The organism is Methylomarinovum tepidoasis (assembly GCF_030294985.1).
Taxonomy (GTDB): Bacteria; Pseudomonadota; Gammaproteobacteria; order Methylococcales; family Methylothermaceae; genus Methylohalobius; species Methylohalobius tepidoasis.
The window spans coordinates 1945135-1965976 of the sequence record NZ_AP024718.1; the positions used below are offsets into that span (position 1 = coordinate 1945135).

The following is a 20842-nucleotide window of genomic DNA, read 5'->3' on the forward strand; positions in this document are numbered from 1 at the left end:
ACCATCACCAGAGCAGCGGTTGAGTCCCAGTTACGGCGGTCGAAGCGGAGTAGCACAGTTCAACGCCCTACCGCCGCCTATATGCCCTCCCTTCGGTCGGGCATTTGCGCCGCCGTCCTGGCGGCGCTTATACAGGTTCATCCCCGCGCGTGCGGGGAACATACAACCCCTTTGGCCGCCTATCCTTCCGCACACGGTTCATCCCCGCGCGTGCGGGGAACATACTGGCCGTCATCCATGTGCCAGGGCCATCTTGATGAGCATCCAAAAAATAGCCATGTTGGCGGCCAGGATGAAGGCGAGCATCCAACGGTGAAGCCTCAGCTCGCCATTGATCGATTCAAGCTTAAGCTCGATGTCCCAAAGCCGTTCCTCGCCGTCATCCATGAGCCAGGGCCATCTTGATGAGCATCCAGAGTGTGGCCATGTTGGCGGCCAGGACGAAGGCGACCATCCATTTGGTGATCTTGACCTCCGATCTGAGATCAGAGATTTCGGTTTCCACTTTCGATATCCGAACTTCCAGGCGGTCCATTCGATTTTCCAGGCGATCCATGCGGCCTTCCAGGTAATCCATACGGGTCTCGATGCTTTCCATGCGGCCTTCCAAGGCCACCATACGGGTCTCGATACCTTCCATGCGCCCCTCCAGGGCCACCATGCGGGTTTCGATACGGCGATAGTGTTCTTCATCGCGGAGGTTCTCGACGGCTTCGGCGGCGGTACGGGCCTTTTCATCGCTGGTGCCGGCTTCCTTAAGGGCTTCGTAGAGTTCGATTGCTGCATGTGCCATTGTGATTTTCCGTAACTGTTACGATTTCAAAGGTTCAAGGGATGCCTTGGCGACTTTGAGATGTTGCCCGGCTATCAAGCAGCGGTCTTCGGCCTGGTGAAGACTGCACGCGCAAATCTCATAGCGGCGCCCCAGGCTGTCAACGGCCACGATGACGGTTTTGGCGGACCGACGGCAGCGCCCTCCCCGCTTGGTGGCGGCCTGACAGCGGCCGGCAGCATGTGGGGTCAGATCGATGATTTCCGGGGCTTCTGATTTTTCGTCACTCGTTACGGATTTTGGTTCCGGCACACATTCGGCTTCGACGGCGACCAGTTCATCCCGTAATCGGGCATTCTCTACCTCTAAATCCTTGATGCGCTGACGAAGTTTTGCGTTCTCCACCTCGATGGAATCCAGCTCTAGGATAAACCGATTCAGGCTTTCGATCTGGTCACGTAGTTGGGCGTTTTCGGCTTCAAGGGCCTCGATGCGCTGGGTCTTGGCGTCCTTGACCAGGCCGGCTTTCTTGCGGGCCCGGTAGCGGCGCATACGTTCGGCGGGCGTCAGGGCGTCGGGTTTGCGGGGACGGCCGCGGCAGCGGGGTTGGTGATCGGCCAGGGCGTCGATGGTGTAGGTGTCATGGGGATCGGTCGCCATTTGCGTAACCCGTTACGTTTATTGATGGGATGACTTTATTGTAACGGGTTACGGAAATTGGTCAAGGATTTTTTGTAACGGGTTACGAATTAAAACGAGGGAGTTTGCAAGGCGCTGTCCCCTGCCCTGGCATGATGTGACGGCACCTCCCCGCCTAACGGCGGGGGCCCCTCCGTCACATCATGCCCGCGTCGGCAACAGGCAGCGCACAGCGCATCCACGCCTGATGACCATCATACGTAAGGCGGGCGGCACAGGATGACATCGATTCGATTTCGTAACCTGCTTTGACCAGATCGTTGCTGTTGACGTAGCGAACAATCTGGCCCTGCTGGGCAATGCCGACGATGTACCACTGACGGCCCCGCCAGTCAGACAGATAGCCGCTGATGACCAGCTCAAGGCCAGAGAACGGACCCGGCAGGGTACGGGTGGATGAGGCAGCAACGCCGATCTGAGTCTGCATTTCAGCGACAGCCGGGACGGGCGGGGACTGGGGGACTGGCTGCGCCGGAGCAGCAGCCGTGGATCGGGAAACGGCCAGGGCGCGGACGGCCAAACCAATGCCCACGACCATGCAGACGCAGAATCCGATAAACGTCCAATGACGGAACCAGTTGCGGGGCGGCGGTGTGTCGACCTCGACGCCACCCAGGGTGTGGGATTTGTAAAGATCGAAGTATTTGGGATCGTAGGTGCGAACGGCGGCGGCCAGCTCCGCGCCCCTGACACCGTCCAGAGTTTTGCGGATGTAGCGCTTGGTGCTGCCCAGGGCGGTGGCCTTGCGCAGACGGTAGACGGTCTGGACCAGATCGACGATGGCCCGGGACACTTTGCCGTAGCTCTGGGTAATGAGGACAACATCAACGCCGCGATGGCGGTGCATCGCATACCATTCCTCAACTGCCCGATCTGTGCGCCCCCTGGGCAATGGCATATGGCATTCATCAATGATGTACAGAGGACCAAATCCGTGTTCGGGATGGGTCCAGTCGGTTTCATAGTCGCGGACATCAGCAAAAACTGGCCGTGCGCCCTGACCGGACAGACGCAGATCAATGAGATCACGGCAGTCAGGGATGAGGCGTTCTATCGCCTCTACGTTGAGCGGCAAGTTGGTAATGACCTGGCGACCGGATTCCAGAGCGGGAATGACATGGTAACGAACGGCCTCATAGGATTTGCCAGCGCCCGGCGCCCCCAAAATCAGCGTAATCATGATCCCCACCTAACGAACGGAATCATCTGGAGCACGAAACGGACGCCCAGGGCGGCGATGACAATGCCTATGGCCTGGCCGAGGCCGATCAGACCGGCGACATTGATCATCTCGGCCGGGAGACCGCCGAGAGCCCCGGCCAGATCGAAGGATGGCGCGGGCAACGCAGACAGCAAACCGACGGCGACGGAAATGATGCTGTCGAGCGCACCCCATACCACATCCAGGGCCAGTTCCCCCAAATCGACGAATATCTGAACAACGACGTCGAGCAACCAGCGCGCCCAATCCGTAATCAGTCTGAGCAGATCGGTAAAAAACGAGCCGATGGCATCAAAAACAGCCTGCATAGGTCAACCTCCGAAAATAATTGCCCTCGCAGCAAAAATCGCTGTCACGAGAACAAAGGCGCGAATCCAAGGCCAAATCTCGCAAGGTGGTTGTAACTGGTGAGTGCCGAGATTCACAACGCCTAGATTGAAATCCCAGGTCCAAGATGGACAAGTGCCAGAATCCGGAAGACCAGACGTTTGAGACTGGAGCCACTGGACGAGTGGAGTTTGGTCATACCCCTGAGTGGCGGAATCCCAAACGTCGGAAAATCCATTGGGATAAACAGGATCATAAAAATCTGGAACTTCCGGTAAATCACTGTTTTGATAATTAAGAGAATATTCTTTTTCTGGTTCCTGATTTTGAGATTCTGGCGGTGGCGTTTCCGTGGTAGTGGATTGATCTATAGTCTGACCAGTAACGTTATTAACAACTGTAGTACTAATATTCTTGGTAACAGTAACAGTATCCCCCTGATAGGTAATATCATAGCTTGTCATAGTGGTTTCAGTTACTGGGGTTCCATCAGACAAGGTTTTGGTAACCGTAATGGTCGGACCCTGGACGGTCGATGGGCCGAATGTTTGAACAGTACCGGTGGGATTCTGACCGGATTGCAGAACCTGCTGATAAATTGGCAGGGCAGAGTTGGGATCATCCTGAAGCTTCTGGTCAATAGCCTGTTCTACGTCCTGATCAGTCGCAGTAACATTTTGAGTCTGTGTACTACTTGGAACCCAGCAACCCCAGAAATATAAATAATTCTGGGTATTATGACGCATATAAATGGATTTCGCTGGAGCACCACTATATCCCCGATCAGAACACCCATCCTCCGCATGATCGAAATGACCCTGACTTGTCGAAGATTCTAACCACGCAACACACGCATCATAACCCATAGGATCAGGGTAATAACCATCATAACGCTGCCAACACATATACGCAGACTCATGCTTCACCAGAGTATTAGTGTTGGAATCATAAAATATATTGTACAGTTCAAGACCGAGAGACGCGGCCATAATAGCGGGATTAGCTCTAACTAATACCCTAGCAGCAGCAGCCAGGGTACCACGGGAAACATTCTTTGTCAGATCAACCGGGATACTCCCGGCACTTGTTGGCACCGGCGCCCGACCAGAGGCAATAACACCACCCACACCATCGGCAGCAGTTGATAACCAATCGGCCGCTTTCCAAGCCACTTCACGAAACCCATTGCCATCCCGGACAAAAACCCGTTCGGAAATGGCAGCCTCAGAACGGCCGGCCAGCAGCATAAACAAAAGCAGCAGCAGCAATAGCACCAATAAGCGCGATGAGTATAAGCGACACATCAAATCCCCCAAAAAAGACGGGGGGGGATAACACCCCCCCCGGTTATCAGGCTTTGTTGATGCCCCTTTTAGCGAGAGTGATACCCTTGAATGCCAGGGCAATACCGACGATCACGACGCCGGTGCTCGCAACCCACGTAGCAACAGTGGAAAGATCAACGGCAGCAAAAATATCAGCCATGTTTTTCACCTCATTTCAGATTCTACGAATGACGCCGACGGCAGCACCGACGGCAATTCCCAATGCCCACATAAACAGCACGGTGCCAGCCCCCCACGTCCAGGCGTAGAGAATATCGGCAGCCGTGATCGGCACGTAGGCCAATGCCGATTCGGTGGCGCTCAGGACAACGTAGGCGGTATTTGGACAGGTTCCATCAGCGGCAGGCGGAACCTGAACCAGTCCGCCAACATCGTTGACCGTAACGCAAATCATGGCCCCCTACCCTATGCAGCCTTGAGATCGGATTTCTTCATCAGCCTGATCTGCCTGGATATGGACAGATCACCAAAGCGATTCACGTAGAGCGATGCGGGATGCAGGATGTAAGTCCCAACGGGCCAAGGACTGGAGGTGGATTCCAGGGCGATCCGAATCCGTTCCGGGTAAGGCCGGGGCTTGCCGTCCGGGCCATAGGTCCGGGCGTAGGCTTCCTGTTCGTAAACGTCGAAGGGATCGCCGTTGCGGGGGCGAACGGTGCGGGTCTCGACGTGGCTGCTTTTGACTTCGATTTCGATCATGGCGGTTACCTCTCGGGTTGATGGGAGAATCTTAATTCCGTAACGGGTTACGTTTTTTGTGGCCACGGCAAAAGGCATCAACGGATTCCATCAGTTCCTGTTCCGGGATGACGATCCGATCATGAACATGACCACAGCCCCAGTTGCGGCATCGGAGCTCATAGGCGCAGGGATCGACATAGACGGCCACAAGGTCACCAGAGCAAACCGGACAGTAGAGGGGACAGCCCTGGAAGAAGGGGGAAAAGATGGGATAGAACCGGTCGATTTTGTGAGGCTGAAGCATGGCTCTGATGCTGTACAAAAATTGGTCAAAATTGCCACCATGGCACAAGAGTCCACTGGTTATAGTATGTGGACTCTTCACGCGGCCTCCCCCTCGTACCAGTCCGGAAACTGACGCCCAAATTCGACTTTGACGTACCGGACGAAGGGCACCACTTCGCATTCAAGACCCTGCCCCTTCATCTGCATCAGGTGGGCCTTGGAAATGCCCACAGAAGCCATCAGGAGCTGAATATGGCGGTGAAACGTCCGGTAAGGTATCAAAGCCCTGGCTTCGTCGAATCCCTCGGCCTTGATGGTCCTGTAGGTGCGATAGACGGAATCGGCCAGGGTATAGCTGGGGCGGCCGGACCGGGTGGTGCGTTTCAGGTGTTGGCGCAGTTTCTTTCTCACGTCGTCGTCTCGTATCACTCTCATCTCTCTACCTCTCATAGCTGCGAATATGTCTTTGGTGGCGTCTGTCCAGGCTGCCTTGGGGTCGAATTGCTTGATGAACTCGAACAGGTTGGTGGATATGCCGCGGCGCTCCAGCCAGCGGGCATAGAGGCTGACCTCCCAGCGGATCATGCCCTTGGTGTACTCGATCAGCCGGGGGCCGTAGTACTGCAGGACTTTGTGGGGATCGCCCTTGCGTTCGATGTCCCTGAGTCGTTGCAGCAATTCGGTGTGCTTGGCGTAGACCTTGATCTTCTTGAGACGGCTGCGCTTCTTGCCGAAATAGGTGGTGCTCTCGTAACCGCTGCGGGGCTTGGTCTGGCCGTTGGAGACGTTGGCCAGGGCGTGGATGAAACGGACGGCGTTTTCTTCGCTGTCGGCAAAGCTGTGATAGGTGACGTCCACCTGATGCACGGACCAGGTGGAGTAGTCGAGCAGGTCGAAAAGATCGGGGTAGCGGTTGAAGAGACATTCGATGAGGGCGTAGGCGCATTTGCCGACATCGTCGGTACCAAAGACGTTGTGGCCCTGCATGATCTTGGCCGGAGACGCCTTGATTTCGATGTAGAAGCGGCGTCCGTCCTTCAGGTCGTAGTCGAAGACCTTGAAGGCCAGGGTATCGTGACTGCTGGGAATCTGTTCCCATCGATGGCGATGGGCATAGACATCGCCGGAACCGGGATCAATGGACGCCTCAAGGGGAATGGGCAGGTCCTTGACGGTCAGTTCTTCCTGGTCGCGGAACCAGCAGCGGAGAACGAGCATGTCGATCATGCGGCGTCCTCCTCGTCGGGAATGACGAAGCCAGTACCGTTACAGAAGAAACAGGGACATACGTCGTTAGAGTCGGGATGAAACTCGCAAGGAGCCGTCTGGCCACAGCGGCATTTCCCGGAACCTTCGCAGAAGGGACACCGTTCCGGGCCGGAAAGAGAAAAAAAGGGGGCGCTCATAGAGCACCCCCCTGGCCGCATTCAGGCGAGCCATCACCTTGGCCGGCGGCCTCGGCCGGTGGGGAATGTAACACGATGGCGTCAATGAGGAGGAGCTTTTCCCGGACGGCGGGAAGGGTGGTGCCAAGCTGCTGGTGGCAAAGGTCAAGGAAGGAAACCAGGCTACGGATTTCCTGTTGAGTCAGTCGGACTGGGTAGGTGAGTTCAGTCATGGTGATGGCTCCGTGTTAATTGCGATTAACACGCTGAAAGATAGTTAAAGCCAATTAACATTGTCAAGGGGCTTTAACACTTCTATGCTGAAAAAAACAACACGACCAGGAGCAGAGCCATGAAATCAACGCTGGAATACATCGAAGAAGCAAAAAAAAAGCTAGGAATTTCAAGCGATAACGAGCTTGCCAAGAGGATAGGTGTCAACAGGGCAGCAGTTTCTCAGTGGAAGCATGGGAAAAGCACAATGGACGTCTACGCTTGCTTCCAAATCGCAGAAATTCTGGGGATCGACCCAGTGGAGATCATCACCGCGGCGAATCTGGAGCGGGAGAAGAAGGAGGAGCGGCGGCGGTACTGGGAAAAATTTTCCCGAATGAGAGGATGGGCAGCGATGCTTATTTTGGGTGTAATTTCAGTAATTTACAGCACACCCGGGGCAGGGAACATAAACGGCAAAAAATATACATTATGCGAATATCCGTCGGCGTCGGCGAGGTGGAAAAGCCATCATCCATGAGCAAGATAATTTTTTATCCTTACGGCACTTGGGCTCCATCTCCCAAGCCCCCATAATTGTCCTACGGAAGCCCGATCAACGACGAAGGAGCAAGCCATCCATGACCCAGTCATTGCAGGCGCTGAAAACCCACAAGGACGCCCGGAACCGCCAGGCTTTCAACGAAGTCCTGCAGCAGTTTCTGCCGCAACTCAAGCCCTACGTCGCCGCCCGTCTCCGGTACGCCGAGCACGTGGGCCTGATTCCCAGGCGAATGTACTTTCCCAATGACATTGTGGACGAGATCTATCTGGAAGTGTTCGACCACCTCAGCGATGCCGATCTCGATCCCAAAAAACTCAAGATCAGGCTGTTCAAGCTGGCCGATGCCAAACTAGAAAAGATCCTCAAGGAAGAAGCCCGGTGGCAGGAACGCAAGGTTCCCATCGAAGACATCGTCCAGGAGGAGCTGAAGTCGCTGGAGGAAACCTTCTACCCGGAGGAAATGCTCGATGACATCGAGTACCGCCAGGATGAATACCGCCCCAAGCTTCTGCTGCTGGAAGAAGGCTTCGAGGGCGACCTGCTGGACTTCCTTGAGCTGGACCGCAGCCTGCGCCAGGAAGCCAGGCACCGCCAATTGCTGGCCCAGGCTTACGAGAGCCTGCCGCCGTTAAGCCGGATCATCCTGGAGTTGAAAGTCAATGGCAACCTGACGCTGGAAGAGATCGCCGACGTCCGGGAGATGGATGTGGAGGAAGTCGAGGCGGTGCTGGAGGCGGTGAAAAGGCGTTTCCGCCAGACCTTGGGCCAGGAAGCCGCTTAGCGGGTCGCCGGCAGGAAAGGCTGGGGGTCGAGGGTCGGCGCCCGCCCCAGAACCAGGTCCGCCAGCAGGCGGGCCGCGGCCGGGGCCATCACCACGCCGTTGCGGAAATGGCCACAGTCGTAATAAAGGTTGTCGACCTGCGGATGCGGCCCGATGTAAGGGATCCCTTCGGGCGCGGCGGGCCGCAACCCGCCCCAGTGCAGCACCACCGGGAACTCCGCCAGGGCCGGAAGCATGCTCAGGGCTGCCTGGTACAGACGGTGGTAGACCGCCGCGGTCGGCCGCTTGTCGAAACCGGCTTCCTCGACGGTGCTGCCCACCAGAATATGACCGTCGTACCGCGGAATCAGGTAATGCGCATCCCGTTGCACCATGATGGTCAGCAGCTCCGGCGGCGCCCGGAACAGGAGCATCTGCCCTTTGACCGGCCTGATCTGCGGCCGCCAGCCGTCCGCGTGCAACTGTGCCGACCAGGCCCCGGCGGTGACGATAAAAACATCGGCGCGGTGATCGCCCACCGGGGTGCGCGCGGCGACGATACGCCTCCCCTCCTGCCGCCATCCTGAAACCGGGGTGTGCTCTCGAATCTCCACCCCATTGGCCTCCAGGTCTTTCCTTAAGGCTTTCAGCAAGCGGGGATTGCGGATTTGGGCGATGCGTTCGATCCCCAAATGCCCCCCCCGGGGAGGCGGGGCCAATTGCGGGAACCGCGCCTGGATCTCGGTGGCGGTCGGGGTTTCCCAGTCGATCCCGTGCCGGCGGCACCAGGCGACCGCCTCACGAAGATCCGCCAGACCGAGCCACAGCAGGCCGCAGCGGCGGTACTGGGGATCGATCCCGGTCTCCCGCCTCAAAGTCTCGGCCAATTCCGGATAGTGCGCCTGACTCCAGAGGGACAACCGCTGGATCGGTAAGGGTTGGCGCCAGGGATACAGCGGCGTGAGAATGCCGCCTCCGGCCCAGGAGGCCTCCTGCCCTACCCGGCCACGCTCCAGAACCGTGACCCGCCAACCGGCGGCCTGCAGTTCCCGGGCGCATAACAGGCCGCTGATACCGGCTCCGACGATCAGGCAATGCATGGTCAATCGCTACAGATTTCCTGGCGGCTGCCGTGCCAGTCGAAGTGGAAGAATTCCCCGCGGGGACGGTCAACCCGCTCGTAGGCATGGGCCCCGAAATAATCCCGCTGGGCCTGGATCAGGTTGGCCGGCAAGCGCTCGCTGCGATAGCTGTCGTAATAGGCCAGGGCCGAGGCCAGCGCCGGTACAGGCAGGCCGCTCAGCGCGGCGTCAGCGACGCTGCGGCGCCAGGCGGAATGCCCCTCGCTGAGCACCCGGCGGAAATCTTCAGCAAGCAGTAGATTGGCCAGGTCGGGCGCGGTTTCGAAAGCATTGGCGATCCGATTGAGAAACCGTGCCCGAATGATGCAGCCGCCCCGCCAGATGCGGGCGATGGTGGCGAAATCGAAATGCCAGCCGTATTCCTCCTGGGCCGCCTGCATCAGCTGGAAACCCTGGGCATAGGCGCAGATTTTGGCGCTGTAGAGACAGCGTTCCAGCTGCCGAGTCAGGGCATCGGGGTCGTTTGCCTGCAACGGCTGGGGGCCGTCCAGCATCCGGCTGGCCTGATGGCGCTGTTCCACCAGCGTGGAAAGGAAACGGGCGAACACGGCTTCTGCCAGCGCATTCGCCGGCACGCCCAGATCGAGGGCGCTGCCGGCGGCCCACTTGCCGGTGCCTTTTTGACCTGCGGCATCGAGAATCCTGTCGATCAGGTACCCCTCTCCGGCAGGATCGGGCTGGCGCAGAATCTCAGCGGTGATGGCGACGAGGTAACTGGCCAGGTCCCCCTGGTTCCAGTGCGCGAAGATGTCGGCCAGTGTCGCATTGTCGAAACCGCCGAGGTGTTTCAGCAGCCAATAGCTTTCGGCGATCAGCTGCATATCGATGTATTCGATGCCGTTGTGGACCATCTTCACGTAATGGCCGGCGCCGTTCTCCCCCACCCAGGCCGCGCAGGGTTCCCCTCCCCGCACCGGCTTTCCGGGTGCCGCCCCTTCGATGGGATCGCCGGTTTTCGGGTCGACCTTGGCAGCGATGTCGAGCCAGACGGGCTCGATCCGCTTCCAGGCCTCCAGGCTGCCACCGGCCATCAGCGAGGGGCCGAAGCGGGCGCCGGTCTCTCCACCGGAAATACCGGAGCCGACGAAAAGGATCTCCCGTCGGCGCAGTTCCCGCTCGCGGCGGATGGTGTCGAGCCAGTGAGCGTTGCCACCATCGATCAGGATGTCGCCGGGATCGAGGAAGGGCAGCAGATTTTCGATGGTCAAGTCGGTGGGATCGCCAGCCTTGACCAGCAGGACGATCCGGCGGGGGCGCTCGATGGCATTGACGAAGGATTCCAGCTCGTGAAATCCCTGCAGCCGCGGCCACGATGGCTCCCGCTGGCGGCATTCTGTGAGAAACCGGTCCGTGACCTCGGGATGACGGTTGAACACCGCCGTCACATACCCATGGTCGGCCAGGTTCAGACTCAGATTGCGCCCCATGACGCCCAGTCCCAACACCCCGATGTCTGCCATCTTCAAACTCCCGGCTTAAATATTAGGTATCGATTATGAATGTATCGACTATAGACAACACGGACGAAGTTTGATTAAAATCAACTTCGCCGAAATTCGGCGTTTCAGATTGTAACCGATCTGAACCCCCGGAAACGGGAGATAACAACGAATCAACCACATAGAGGTAGGAGAAATGGCAGAGCAAAATCAGGAACAGGAAAAAGACAATTTCTGGCTGATCATCGGGCTGGTCATCGCCGCTGCGGTCGTGGGCGTGATCCTGCTCAAGAAGACGGAAACTTCTTCCGTTCCCTATCAAGCCTGGGAAGAAATCCGCAAGGAAGAGATGGGTAAGAAATAAAAACAAGACCTTCTACTTTCCTTGAGAAAGCCCCGCAATTGCGGGGCTTTTTTATACGTTGAAGCGGAAATGGACCACGTCCCCTTCCTGCATGACGTAGTCCTTGCCCTCCAGGCGCCATTTTCCGGCTTCCCTGGCCCCCTGCTCTCCCCCGTGACGGACGAAATCCTCGTAGGCGATGACTTCGGCGCGGATGAAACCCTTCTCGAAATCGCTGTGGATGACTCCGGCCGCCTGGGGGGCGGTTGCCCCTTGCTTCACGGTCCAGGCGCGGACTTCCTTTTCCCCGGCGGTGAAGAAGGTCTGCAGCCCCAGCAGCCGGTAAACCGCCCGCACCACCCGATCGAGACCGGCTTCCTCCAGTCCCAGTTCCTTTAGGAAGGCTTCCCGGTCCACCTCGTCCAGCTGGGCGATCTCCGCCTCGATCGCCGCGCACACCGGCACCACTTGGGCACCATCGGCGGCAGCGTGGGCCTGTACCTGTTCAAGCAGGGGATTGGCGTCGAAGCCGGATTCGTTCACGTTGGCGACATACAGCACCGGTTTGGCGGTCAAGAGATGCAGGCTGCGCAATAGAGCGCGCTCGTCCTCGCTCAGCGTCAGACTGCGTACCGGTCTGCCGGTGTCCAGATGGGCGGCCAGACGTTCCAGCAACGCTTTTTCCGCCCGCGCGTTCTTGTCGCCGGCTTTGGCCGCCCGCGTGACCCGCTGCAAAGCCTTGTCCACCGTCTCCATGTCGGCGAGCACCAGTTCGGTGTTGATGATCTCGATGTCGCGCACCGGATCGACCGAACCGGCCACGTGGGTGACGTCGCCGTCCTCGAAACAGCGGACCACGTGGGCGATGGCGTCGGTTTCGCGGATGTGGCCGAGAAACTGGTTGCCCAGTCCCTCCCCTTTGGAGGCCCCGGCCACGAGGCCGGCGATGTCGACGAACTCCACCGTGGTCGGCAGGGTGCGCTGGGGTTTGACGATCTCCGCCAGGGTCTTGAGCCTTGGATCGGGGACCGGCACCACCCCCACGTTGGGATCGATGGTGCAGAAGGGATAGTTTTCCGCGGCGATTTCCGCCCGCGTCAGCGCGTTGAACAGGGTGGACTTGCCGACGTTGGGAAGCCCGACGATACCGCAATGTAATGCCATGAACCTTTGGAATTGTGTGGTTGATCGGAAGAAGTTAGCGCGAGGTTTCTTCGTCGAAACGCAGAATGTCGTCGCCGCCCAGATAGGCGCCGGACTGGACCTCGATGACCTCCAGGGGGATCTTGCCGGGGTTTTCCAGACGGTGGCGGACCCCGACCGGGATGTAAGTGGATTGATTCTCGGTCAGCAGAAAAGTTTCCTCCTCCTTCCCTACCCCGCGGGTGATGCGGGCGGTGCCCTTGACGACCACCCAGTGTTCGGCGCGGTGATGGTGCAGCTGGGTCGCCACGTGGGCGCCGGGGCGCACCGTCAGGCGGTTGACCTGGTAGCGGTCCCCCCTGCCGATGGTTTCTATCGTCCCCCAGGGGCGGTGGATCTTCAGGTGGTGAAGGTACTCGTAGCGGCCCTGGGATTTGAGATATTCGGCTACCTTGCGCACCTGCTGGGCGCTGTCTTTGTGAGCCACGAGGATGGCGTCGGCGGTTTCGGCGACGATGAGATCCTGCACCCCCAGGGCGGCGACGAAACGGTCGTTGGCATGGACCAGGGAGTCCTTGACCTCGTGCAGGAACACGTCGCCGTGGGTGATGTTGCCGTCGGCATCGGTATCAGCCACCTCCCACATGGCCGGCCACGATCCCAGATCGGACCAGCCGGCTTCCAGCGGCAGGACGGCGGCCTGCCAGTCGCTGCCGGAGAGGCGCTCCATCACCGCATAATCGATGGAATCGGCAGGACAGGCAGCGAAGGCGTCGCGGTCGAGACGGAAGAAGTCGGCATCTTCCCGCCCGTTTTCGACCGCCAGGCGGCAGGCGGCGAGAATGTCGTGCCGGAACTTCCCGATGGCTTCGAGCCAGACGGACGCGCGCATCACGAAAATGCCGCTGTTCCAGAGATAGTCGCCGCTGGCCAGATAGCTATCCGCGGTTTTGCGATCGGGCTTCTCCACGAAGCGATCGAGCAGGCGGGCATGGCCCTGGAGCGGCTTTCCCACGCGGATATAGCCGAAGCCAGTTTCCGGCCGGGTGGGGACGATGCCGAAAGTGACCAGATATCCCTGTTCGGCCAGCTGGATCGCTTCCGCCAGGGTGGCACAGAAGACCTGACGGTCGCGGATGACGTGGTCGGAAGGCATCACCGCCAGCACTGGGTCGTCGCCTTCCCGGCGGCTCAAAAGAGCGGCGACGGTGAGTGCGGGGGCCGTGTTACGGCCCGCCGGCTCCAGGATGATCTCGCCGGCGGCGAAACCGAGCTCACGCAGTTGCTCTGCGACCAGAAAGCGGTGGGCTTCGTTGCAGATCACCGCCGGCGGCTGCAGCGCGACGTCGGGATCGGCCTCGGCCAATGCCTGGAACCGCAGCAGGGTTTCCTGCAGCAGGCTGTGGTCGCCTGTCAAGGCGAGGAACTGTTTCGGATAGGCTTCGCGGGACAGGGGCCACAGGCGGGTTCCGGAACCTCCGGAAAGGATTACCGCTTTGCATTGACGCATCGTTTCGCTCCTTGTTGAAGTGCTTCAAGCCGATCCATTTCCACCGCATCGAAGCCGGCCTGCAGGCGCAGTGGTCGGTTGAACGGTCCCCGCACCGCACCGCGCAGGTGACGCCGGACCAGGTCGAGGTAAGTCTCCCCGGGCGCTTTGCCCCGCTGCCGGCACAGCCAGCGGAACCAGCGATCGCCTTTGGCGACGTGCCCGACCTCCTCGTCGAGGATGACCTCCAGAATCGCAGCGCTCTCCGCGTCACCGGCCTGGCGCAACCCGACGATCATGCCCGGGGTGACATCCAGTCCCCGGGCTTCCTGGAACCGGGGTACCAGCGCCATGCGGGCGAGTACGTCGCCCGCGGTATCCAGCGCCACCTGCCACAGTCCCCGATGGACCGGCAGATCGCCGTATTGCGTGCCCAGGTGCGCCAGACGCCGGGACAGCAGCTCGAAGTGCTTCAACTCCTCCAGGACCACCGTGAACCAGTCATGATAGTACGCCGCCGGCATTCCCCGGAAGCGGCAGAGGCTGTCCCAGTGCATCAGGATGGCGCTGAATTCGATGTGCGCCACCGCATGCAACAGGGCGATGCGGCCTGGCTGCTGCGTCAGCTTCCGTTTCGGCAGTCGGCGCGGTTCGACGAACTTCAGCTCCCGGGGCAGCCGGACGTCGCAGACAGCCGGGGGGTTCCCTATTTCCTGGAAATCCAGCCGGCCGCTCTCGAACGCCGTGCGGGCCCGGCGTGTCAAGGCCAGTTTGCCCGCCAAGTCCGGTGCGCGCAAACAAGTGCCCGCCAGCTCGAAGACGTTTTCCATTCAGAAACCACGGCTGGGATTCAAGCGGTCAACCCCCGTTCCAGATCGGCGATGATGTCCTCGATGTTCTCCAGCCCGACGGAGATCCGCACCAGCCCGTCGTCGATGCCGGCATCAGCACGCTCCTCCGGCGACAGGCGACCGTGGGTGGTTGTGGCCGGGTGGGTGATGGTCGTCTTCACGTCCCCCAGGTTGGCGGTGATCGAGATCAGGCGGGTGTTGTCGATGAGCCGCCAGGCTGCCGGCTGGCCGCCTTTGACCACGAAGCTGACGATTCCCCCGCTCCCCCGCTGCTGTTTTGTGGCCAGATCGTGCTGGGGATGGGAAGCCAGCCCGGGGTAGTAGACCCGTTCCACCCCAGGATGGGATTCGAGCCAGCAGGCCAGCTTCAAGGCGTTGTCGCAATGGGCCTGCATGCGCAGGTTCAGGGTTTCCAGACCGGTGAGGAAAACCCAGGCGTTGAAGGGGCTCATGGCGGCGCCGCCGGTGCGCAGAAAGGGATAGACCTCCTTGTCCAGCAGCTCCCGGGGACCGACGATGGCGCCCCCGACGCAGCGGCCCTGGCCGTCCAGATATTTGGTGGCCGAATGGACCACGATATCGGCGCCCAAAGCCAGAGGGCGTTGCAGGGCCGGGGTGCAGAAGACGTTGTCCACCACCAGCAGGGCGTCGTGGGCGTGGGCCAGCGCCGCCAGTGCGGCGATGTCGGCGATCTCGGTCAGGGGATTGGAGGGGGTCTCCAGAAACAGAAACCGGGTCTGGGGGCGGATGGCTTGTTCCCAGGCGTTCAGGTCGGTCAAAGCGACGAAATCGACCCCGACTCCGAATTTTTCCATGTAGTTCCGAAACAGCAGCACGGTGTTGCCGAACACCGCCCGGGAGCAGACCACATGATCCCCCGCCTTCAAAAGCCCCATCGCCAGAGTCATGATCGCCGCCATCCCGGAGGCGGTGGCGATACAGCGCTCTCCTCCCTCCATGAGCGCCAGACGCTCCTCGAAGGTGCGGGTGGTCGGGTTGGTGAAACGGGAATAGATGTTGCCCGGTTCCTGGCCGGAAAAGCGCGCCTGGGCTTGGGCGGCGCTGTCGAAAACGTAACTGGAGGTGACGAAGATCGGGTCGGAATGCTCGTTTTCCGGCGTTCGGTGCTGGCCGGCACGGATGCTCTGGGTCTGGATGCCGAGACGGTCCCAGGACAGATCGTTGCTCATAACGAATTGTGCAGGTCGAGGTTGTCGGTGTTGGCGGCTTCCGCGGGCGGATCGTCCTTTTTCGGACCGCGGCGGCACAGGCTGAGGCGCTCTAGGTATTCCGGGGTGATGTCCCCGGTGACGTATTCGCCGCTGAAACAGCTGGTTTCGAAACGTTCGATGGCCGGGTTGCAGCGCCGAACCGCCTCCACTAGATCGTCGAGATCCTGATAGATCAGCCAGTCGGCCCCGAGGAAGCGCTGGATTTCCTCCTCGTTTCGGCCGTGGGCGATCAGTTCCGAAGTGGCCGGCATGTCGATGCCGTAAACGTAAGGGTAACGGACCGGCGGGGAGGCGGAGGCGAAATAGACCTTTCTGGCGCCGGCATCCCGGGCCATTTGGATGATCTGTTTGGAGGTGGTGCCGCGGACGATGGAATCGTCCACCAGAAGCACGTTCTTACCCTGGAACTCCACATCGATGGGATTGAGCTTGCGGCGCACCGACTTCTGGCGCAGCTGCTGTCCGGGCATGATGAAAGTGCGGCCGATGTAGCGGTTCTTGATGAACCCTTCGCGGTACTTCACCCCCAGGCGGTTGGCCAGTTCCAGCGCGGCGGTGCGGCTGGTGTCCGGGATGGGGATGACCACGTCGATGTCGTGATCCGGGCGCAGGCGCAGGATCTTCTCCGCCAGCTTTTCCCCCATACGCAACCGGGACTGATAGACGGAGATGCCGTCGATGACCGAATCGGGGCGGGCGAAATAGACGAACTCGAAGATGCAGGGCGCGTGCAGGGCGTGCTCGGCGCACTGGCGGCTGTGAAGGCGGCCGTTCTTTTCGATGAAGACCGCCTCTCCCGGGGAGATGTCCCGCAGCCGTTTGAAACCGAGCACATCGAGGGCGACGCTTTCGGAGGCGATGATGTATTCCGGCCCCTGGGGCGAATCGCGGTGGCCGATCACGGCCGGCCGGATTCCGTAAGGATCCCGGAAGCCCAGCACCCCGAAACCGGTGATCATCGCGGTCACCGCATAGGCTCCCCGGCAGCGGCGGTGGACTTCGGCCACGGCGTCGAAAACGTCGCTGACGTCCAGACGCAGTTTGCCCAGGCGCTGCAATTCATGGGCGAAGACGTTGAGGAGGATTTCGGAATCGGAGTCGGTGTTGATGTGGCGCTGGTCCTGCAGGAACAACTCCTGTTTCAGCAATTCGGCGTTGGTCAGATTGCCGTTGTGGCCCAGGGCGATGCCATAGGGGGAATTGACGTAGAACGGCTGGGCCTCGGCGGAACTGGTACAGCCGGCAGTGGGATAGCGGACGTGGCCGATCCCCATCGTGCCGCGCAGGTGCTGCATGTGCTCCGGCTGGAACACGTCGCGCACCAAGCCCTTGTCCTTGCGCAGATAGAAACGGCCGCCCTCGTAGGTGACGATGCCGGCGGCATCCTGCCCACGGTGCTGAAGTACCGTCAGGGCTTCGTAGAGTTCCTGATTGACCGGCTGATGGGAGACGATGCCCACGATTCCGCACATGTTTCGGAGAGTCCTGTCAGAGTGGAAGGAAAGGAAGACGGTAACGCTGAAGATAAGGCTTGGGGTCCAGACGCCCGAGGAAGTTGGCCCAGCGCTCGGCGTAGGGCAGAAGACGCGACTTGCGCCACCAGCTTTCCCGGTCCAGCTCGAAATTCTGGGCCAGCAGGACGACGGCAGCGATCAGCAGAACCCCGCGTCCAGCGCCGAAAACCAGCCCTCCCAGGCGGTTCAGGATGCTCAACGGTGAATGTTCCACCAGGGTGGCGAGCAGGAAGCCGGTCAGTTTGCCGACGAGCAGCGTAACGATGAACAGAATCACGAAGGCGCTGGCGATGCGCAGGGTCGGATGCGGCAGGACGGACTCGAGCTGATAGGCCATGGCGGGATGAAAGTGGAGTGCGATCCAAAGCGCGGCGATCCAACTCAGCAGAGCGAAACTTTCCTGCACCAGACCGCGGACGAACCCCAACAATGCGGAAACCGCCACCGCGGTCAGGATGGCATAATCGATCCAGAGCAATGCGGAAATTCTGCCACGATTGTAAGGAGGCACAATTGTAGCAGATTCCCTTTTCAGCTGATACGCTGATATACCATGGAAACCCTGTCCACAACGCTCCCGGTGCGCTTCGTCGAGCGGCTGCAGGCCATCGTCCCGCCCGCCCGGCTGGCGGAAACGCTCGCTAGTTTCGACCGCCCCAAAATTCCCGTCCTGCGGGTGAACACCTTGCGATCCTCCGTCATGGAAACCTTCACCGAATTGCAGTCCCAGGGATTTCCACTCGATCCGCTGCCCAAGTCGGAGTACGCTGCCAGCCTGCCGCCGGAATGGAAGCGCCCGCTGACGGAGACGGCGGCATTTGCGGAGGGACGGATCTACCTTCAAAATCCTTCCAGCATGCTCGCGGTGGAGGTGCTGGCGCCGAGGCCCGGCGAGGAGGTGCTCGATCTGTGCGCCGCCCCTGGCGGCAAGACCTCCCTGCTGGCGATGAAAATGGGAAACCGGGGACGGATCGCGGCGGTAGAGCCGGTCAAAGACCGTTTCTACCGGCTTAAGGCCAACCTGACCCGCCTGGGCGTGACGGTCGCCCGCGGTTACCGCATGGATGGCCGCGCCGTCGGCCACAAAGTGCCTGAGCGCTTCGACCGCGTGCTGGTGGATGCCCCCTGCTCGTCCGAGTCCCGCTTTCGCAGCGAAGATCCCCAGAGCCATGCTCACTGGCACGAGCGCAAGATCGCCGAATGTTCCCGCAAGCAGAAACGGTTGTTGCTGTCGGCCTTTCAGGCGTTGAAGCCGGGCGGCCGGCTGCTCTACTGTACCTGCGCCTTCGCTCCGGAAGAGAACGAAATGGTGGTGGATGCCCTGCTGCTGCGGCATCCCGAGGCGGAGATCGTCCCGTTCCAACTGCCCGGGGTGGCGCAGCAGCCGGGACTGACCCGGTGGCAGGGCAAAACCCTGGCCGCCTCTCTTAAGGAGGCCCTCAGGATTCTTCCGGACCGGATTTACGACGGCTTTTTCCTGTGTCTGGTGACGAAAGGCCGTGGCGTTGGCGCCAAAGCCGGTCCAGCTCGGAAAGACGCTGCAGCTTGGCCGCGATCTTGATCTCCAGACCGCGCTCGACCGGCTGATAATAGCGGCGCGGCTCCATTTCCTCGGGAAAATAGTTTTCACCGGCGGCATACCCTTCTGGTTCGTCATGGGCATAGCGATAGCGGCGGCCGTAACCCAGCTCCCGCATGAGCTTGGTGGGGGCATTGCGCAGATGCACCGGAACCTCCAGGCTGCCGGTGGCAGCGGCATCCCGTTGCGCCGCCTGAAAGGCCCGGTAGACGGCGTTGCTTTTCGGCGCGCAGGCCAGATAGACCGCCGCCTGCGCCAGCGCCAGTTCCCCTTCCGGCGACCCCAGTCGCTCCTGGGCGGCCCAGGCATCGAGTGCCAGAGGCAAGGCCCGCGGATCGGCGTTGCCGATGTCCTCGCTGGCGATACGCACCAGACGGCGGGCGATGTATAGCGGATCGCAGCCGCCGTCCAGCATACGGCAGAGCCAGTACAGGGCGGCGTCGGGGTCGCTGCCGCGGATGCTCTTGTGCAGCGCGGAAATCTGATCGTAGAAGGCATCCCCCTGACGGTCGAAACGGCGGGGGCTGCCACCGGCCAGAACGTCCCGGGCGACCTCTTCGGAGACATGGACGACCCCGCCTGTCTCCTCGCCCAGATCGACGAGGACTTCCAGCAGATTCAACAGGCGGCGGGCATCGCCGTCTGCAGCCTGAATCAGCCAGGGGCGCACCGCGGCTGGCAGCCGGATCTCCCGACCGCCGAAACCACGGGGATCGTTCAAGGCGCGGTCGATGACTTGTTCCAGATCGGCGTCTCCGAGCGGTTTGAGCACATAGACTCTGGCCCGGGACAACAGGGCGTTGTTGAGGGCGAAGGAAGGATTCTCCGTGGTCGCCCCGATGAAGAAGATCAGCCCGGTTTCGATGTGGGGAAGAAAGGCGTCCTGCTGGGCTTTGTTGAAACGGTGAACCTCGTCGACGAAGAGAATGGTCCGTCGTCCTTGTTTTCGAATCGTTTCTGCTTGTTGGATGGCTTGGCGAATGTTTTGGATGTTGGACAAAACGGCAGATAACGGTATAAATTCGGCATCCGCCGTTGCCGCCACCATCCGCGCCAGCGTCGTCTTGCCGGTCCCCGGCGGCCCCCAGAGAATCATCGAGTGCAGATGCCCGGCCCGAACCGCCTCATAGAGGGGTTTCCCCAGCGCCAGCAGATGGCGCTGGCCGAAGAACTCCTCCAGGCGCCGGGGCCGCAGGCGGTCGGCCAGCGGTCGGGAATCGGCGGCGTTTTCCAACTTCACCTGCCTTCGAAGACATCCACGCCGGGGGGCGGGGAAAAGCGGAACAGCTCAGGATCAAGGCGCGGATTGATCTCCAGACGACGGAAGCGGATCCGGGTCAGCTGTCCGAAATTGTCCGCTAGTTCCATCGACTGCAAGACTCCCTGTTGCAGTTCCACCCGCAAACGGCGGAAGACGTCGTTCTCGGATCTGGGACGCAACGTCACCCAGGCCCGCCCGTCTTCGCTTCCCTGCCCGACCACCCGGAAACGCGCCTGCAGGCGGACCTGGCCGCTGAGCAGCAGTGCCGGCGCCGATCCCAATGCCTCGTCGAGCGGGCGCACGGTCACCTGTTCCAGATCGGGATCGTAGAACCAGACCTTGCTGCCATCGGCGATCACCCATTGCCGGTACGGTTTGCGATATTCCCAGCGGAACCTGCCCGGTCGCGCCAAATAGAAGCGTCCCTCGCTGCGCTGGCCGACGCTCCCGTGTTCGTCGATGACTTCCTGCTCGAAATCGGCGGCCAGGGTCTTGACCCGGGAAAGGAAGCCATCGAGCGCATCCACGGGCGCGGCGGTGACGGCGGTCGCCCACCACCACAGGAAAATCACTGGAAAGGACGATAATTTCATG

25 protein-coding genes and 1 pseudogene are annotated in these 20842 nt (G+C 60.5%); 5 read left to right on the top strand and 21 right to left on the bottom strand.

What is annotated here, in order from left to right; all coding sequences use genetic code 11:
• Nucleotides 1-231: 231 nt before the first annotated feature.
• From MIN45_RS09800 to MIN45_RS09840, 9 genes are all read right to left on the bottom strand, one after another.
• Entirely contained in the window at nt 232-387 is a 156-nt protein-coding gene (locus MIN45_RS09800) for a hypothetical protein (protein ID WP_286291863.1), read from the bottom strand.
• Nucleotides 380-793, bottom strand: a complete 414-nt coding sequence (locus tag MIN45_RS09805) for a hypothetical protein (protein WP_286291864.1) — start codon at nt 791-793, stop codon at nt 380-382. The genes MIN45_RS09800 and MIN45_RS09805 overlap by 8 nt, the downstream gene beginning before the upstream one ends.
• Nucleotides 794-811: 18 nt before the next feature.
• On the bottom strand, nt 812-1432 hold the full coding sequence (locus MIN45_RS09810; RefSeq protein ID WP_286291865.1) for an MreC domain-containing protein: 621 nt from the start codon (nt 1430-1432) through the stop codon (nt 812-814).
• A gap of 175 nt (nt 1433-1607) precedes the next feature.
• A complete protein-coding gene (locus MIN45_RS09815; RefSeq protein ID WP_286291867.1) occupies nt 1608-2651 on the bottom strand; it encodes a zonular occludens toxin domain-containing protein in 1044 nt (347 codons plus the stop codon).
• Nucleotides 2648-3001, bottom strand: coding sequence for a DUF2523 family protein (locus tag MIN45_RS09820; protein ID WP_286291869.1), 354 nt, complete (start codon nt 2999-3001; stop codon nt 2648-2650). Before MIN45_RS09820 ends, MIN45_RS09815 begins: the two co-directional genes overlap by 4 nt.
• Nucleotides 3002-3004: 3 nt before the next feature.
• The gene (locus tag MIN45_RS09825) at nt 3005-4294 is read right to left on the bottom strand and encodes a hypothetical protein (RefSeq protein WP_286291871.1); all 1290 of its coding nucleotides are present in this window, start codon (nt 4292-4294) and stop codon (nt 3005-3007) included.
• Nucleotides 4295-4370: 76 nt separating this feature from the next.
• The gene (locus MIN45_RS09830; RefSeq protein ID WP_286291873.1) at nt 4371-4505 is read right to left on the bottom strand and encodes a hypothetical protein; all 135 of its coding nucleotides are present in this window, start codon (nt 4503-4505) and stop codon (nt 4371-4373) included.
• A gap of 15 nt (nt 4506-4520) precedes the next feature.
• The gene (locus MIN45_RS09835) at nt 4521-4760 is read right to left on the bottom strand and encodes a hypothetical protein (protein WP_286291874.1); all 240 of its coding nucleotides are present in this window, start codon (nt 4758-4760) and stop codon (nt 4521-4523) included.
• 11 nt (nt 4761-4771) lie between these two features.
• A complete protein-coding gene (locus MIN45_RS09840) occupies nt 4772-5065 on the bottom strand; it encodes a single-stranded DNA-binding protein (RefSeq protein ID WP_286291875.1) in 294 nt (97 codons plus the stop codon).
• Nucleotides 5066-5123: 58 nt separating this feature from the next.
• Here MIN45_RS09840 and MIN45_RS09845 point away from each other — a divergent pair, with 58 nt between their 5' ends.
• Nucleotides 5124-5465, top strand: coding sequence for a hypothetical protein (locus MIN45_RS09845; RefSeq protein WP_286291876.1), 342 nt, complete (start codon nt 5124-5126; stop codon nt 5463-5465).
• Here the strand turns inward: MIN45_RS09845 and MIN45_RS09850 are convergent.
• Entirely contained in the window at nt 5429-6559 is a 1131-nt protein-coding gene (locus MIN45_RS09850) for a phage/plasmid replication protein, II/X family (protein ID WP_286291877.1), read from the bottom strand. The genes MIN45_RS09845 and MIN45_RS09850 overlap by 37 nt on opposite strands.
• Before the next feature lie 175 nt (nt 6560-6734).
• Nucleotides 6735-6950, bottom strand: a complete 216-nt coding sequence (locus tag MIN45_RS09855) for a hypothetical protein (protein WP_286291879.1) — start codon at nt 6948-6950, stop codon at nt 6735-6737.
• Between the two features lie 119 nt (nt 6951-7069).
• On the opposite strand from MIN45_RS09855, the gene MIN45_RS09860 reads away from it, so the two are divergent.
• A complete protein-coding gene (locus tag MIN45_RS09860) occupies nt 7070-7471 on the top strand; it encodes a helix-turn-helix transcriptional regulator (RefSeq protein ID WP_286291881.1) in 402 nt (133 codons plus the stop codon).
• A 100-nt stretch (nt 7472-7571) separates the two neighbouring features.
• Nucleotides 7572-8276, top strand: coding sequence for a hypothetical protein (locus MIN45_RS09865; protein ID WP_286291883.1), 705 nt, complete (start codon nt 7572-7574; stop codon nt 8274-8276).
• Here MIN45_RS09865 and thiO read toward each other — a convergent pair.
• Together thiO and gndA are read right to left on the bottom strand one after the other, a co-directional pair.
• The gene (gene thiO, locus MIN45_RS09870) at nt 8273-9355 is read right to left on the bottom strand and encodes a glycine oxidase ThiO (RefSeq protein WP_286294164.1); all 1083 of its coding nucleotides are present in this window, start codon (nt 9353-9355) and stop codon (nt 8273-8275) included. The genes MIN45_RS09865 and thiO overlap by 4 nt on opposite strands.
• A gap of 2 nt (nt 9356-9357) precedes the next feature.
• A complete protein-coding gene (gene gndA / locus MIN45_RS09875) occupies nt 9358-10857 on the bottom strand; it encodes an NADP-dependent phosphogluconate dehydrogenase (protein WP_286291884.1) in 1500 nt (499 codons plus the stop codon).
• Nucleotides 10858-11032: 175 nt separating this feature from the next.
• On the opposite strand from gndA, the gene MIN45_RS09880 reads away from it, so the two are divergent.
• The gene (locus MIN45_RS09880; RefSeq protein WP_286291885.1) at nt 11033-11200 is read left to right on the top strand and encodes a hypothetical protein; all 168 of its coding nucleotides are present in this window, start codon (nt 11033-11035) and stop codon (nt 11198-11200) included.
• Between the two features lie 51 nt (nt 11201-11251).
• Here the strand turns inward: MIN45_RS09880 and ychF are convergent, their stop codons facing one another.
• From ychF to MIN45_RS09910, 6 genes are read right to left on the bottom strand one after another with little or no spacing between them, the layout of a single operon-like run.
• Nucleotides 11252-12343: a redox-regulated ATPase YchF gene (ychF, locus tag MIN45_RS09885; RefSeq protein WP_286291887.1), complete on the bottom strand. Its 1092-nt coding sequence runs from the start codon at nt 12341-12343 to the stop codon at nt 11252-11254.
• 34 nt (nt 12344-12377) lie between these two features.
• Nucleotides 12378-13832, bottom strand: coding sequence for a mannose-1-phosphate guanylyltransferase/mannose-6-phosphate isomerase (locus tag MIN45_RS09890; protein WP_286291888.1), 1455 nt, complete (start codon nt 13830-13832; stop codon nt 12378-12380).
• On the bottom strand, nt 13811-14641 hold the full coding sequence (locus tag MIN45_RS09895; protein WP_286291890.1) for a ferritin-like domain-containing protein: 831 nt from the start codon (nt 14639-14641) through the stop codon (nt 13811-13813). Before MIN45_RS09895 ends, MIN45_RS09890 begins: the two co-directional genes overlap by 22 nt.
• 20 nt (nt 14642-14661) lie before the next feature.
• A complete protein-coding gene (locus MIN45_RS09900) occupies nt 14662-15852 on the bottom strand; it encodes an O-succinylhomoserine sulfhydrylase (protein WP_286291891.1) in 1191 nt (396 codons plus the stop codon).
• Complete coding sequence (purF, locus tag MIN45_RS09905) at nt 15849-17366, bottom strand: amidophosphoribosyltransferase (RefSeq protein WP_286291892.1); 1518 nt, start codon at nt 17364-17366, stop codon at nt 15849-15851. The genes MIN45_RS09900 and purF overlap by 4 nt, the downstream gene beginning before the upstream one ends.
• 16 nt (nt 17367-17382) lie before the next feature.
• The gene (locus MIN45_RS09910) at nt 17383-17886 is read right to left on the bottom strand and encodes a CvpA family protein (protein WP_286291893.1); all 504 of its coding nucleotides are present in this window, start codon (nt 17884-17886) and stop codon (nt 17383-17385) included.
• A 378-nt stretch (nt 17887-18264) separates the two neighbouring features.
• Here MIN45_RS09910 and MIN45_RS09915 point away from each other — a divergent pair.
• Nucleotides 18265-18831, top strand: a pseudogene (locus MIN45_RS09915) (SAM-dependent methyltransferase); the annotation flags it as partial.
• Nucleotides 18832-18847: 16 nt separating this feature from the next.
• Here MIN45_RS09915 and MIN45_RS09920 read toward each other — a convergent pair.
• Both MIN45_RS09920 and lolA read right to left on the bottom strand, forming a co-directional pair.
• A complete protein-coding gene (locus tag MIN45_RS09920) occupies nt 18848-20227 on the bottom strand; it encodes a replication-associated recombination protein A (RefSeq protein WP_286291895.1) in 1380 nt (459 codons plus the stop codon).
• Nucleotides 20224-20841 carry an outer membrane lipoprotein periplasmic chaperone LolA gene (gene lolA / locus MIN45_RS09925; protein ID WP_286291896.1) on the bottom strand — a complete coding sequence of 206 codons (618 nt, stop codon included), beginning with the start codon at nt 20839-20841 and terminating at the stop codon, nt 20224-20226. Before lolA ends, MIN45_RS09920 begins: the two co-directional genes overlap by 4 nt.
• Nucleotide 20842 lies beyond the last annotated feature (1 nt).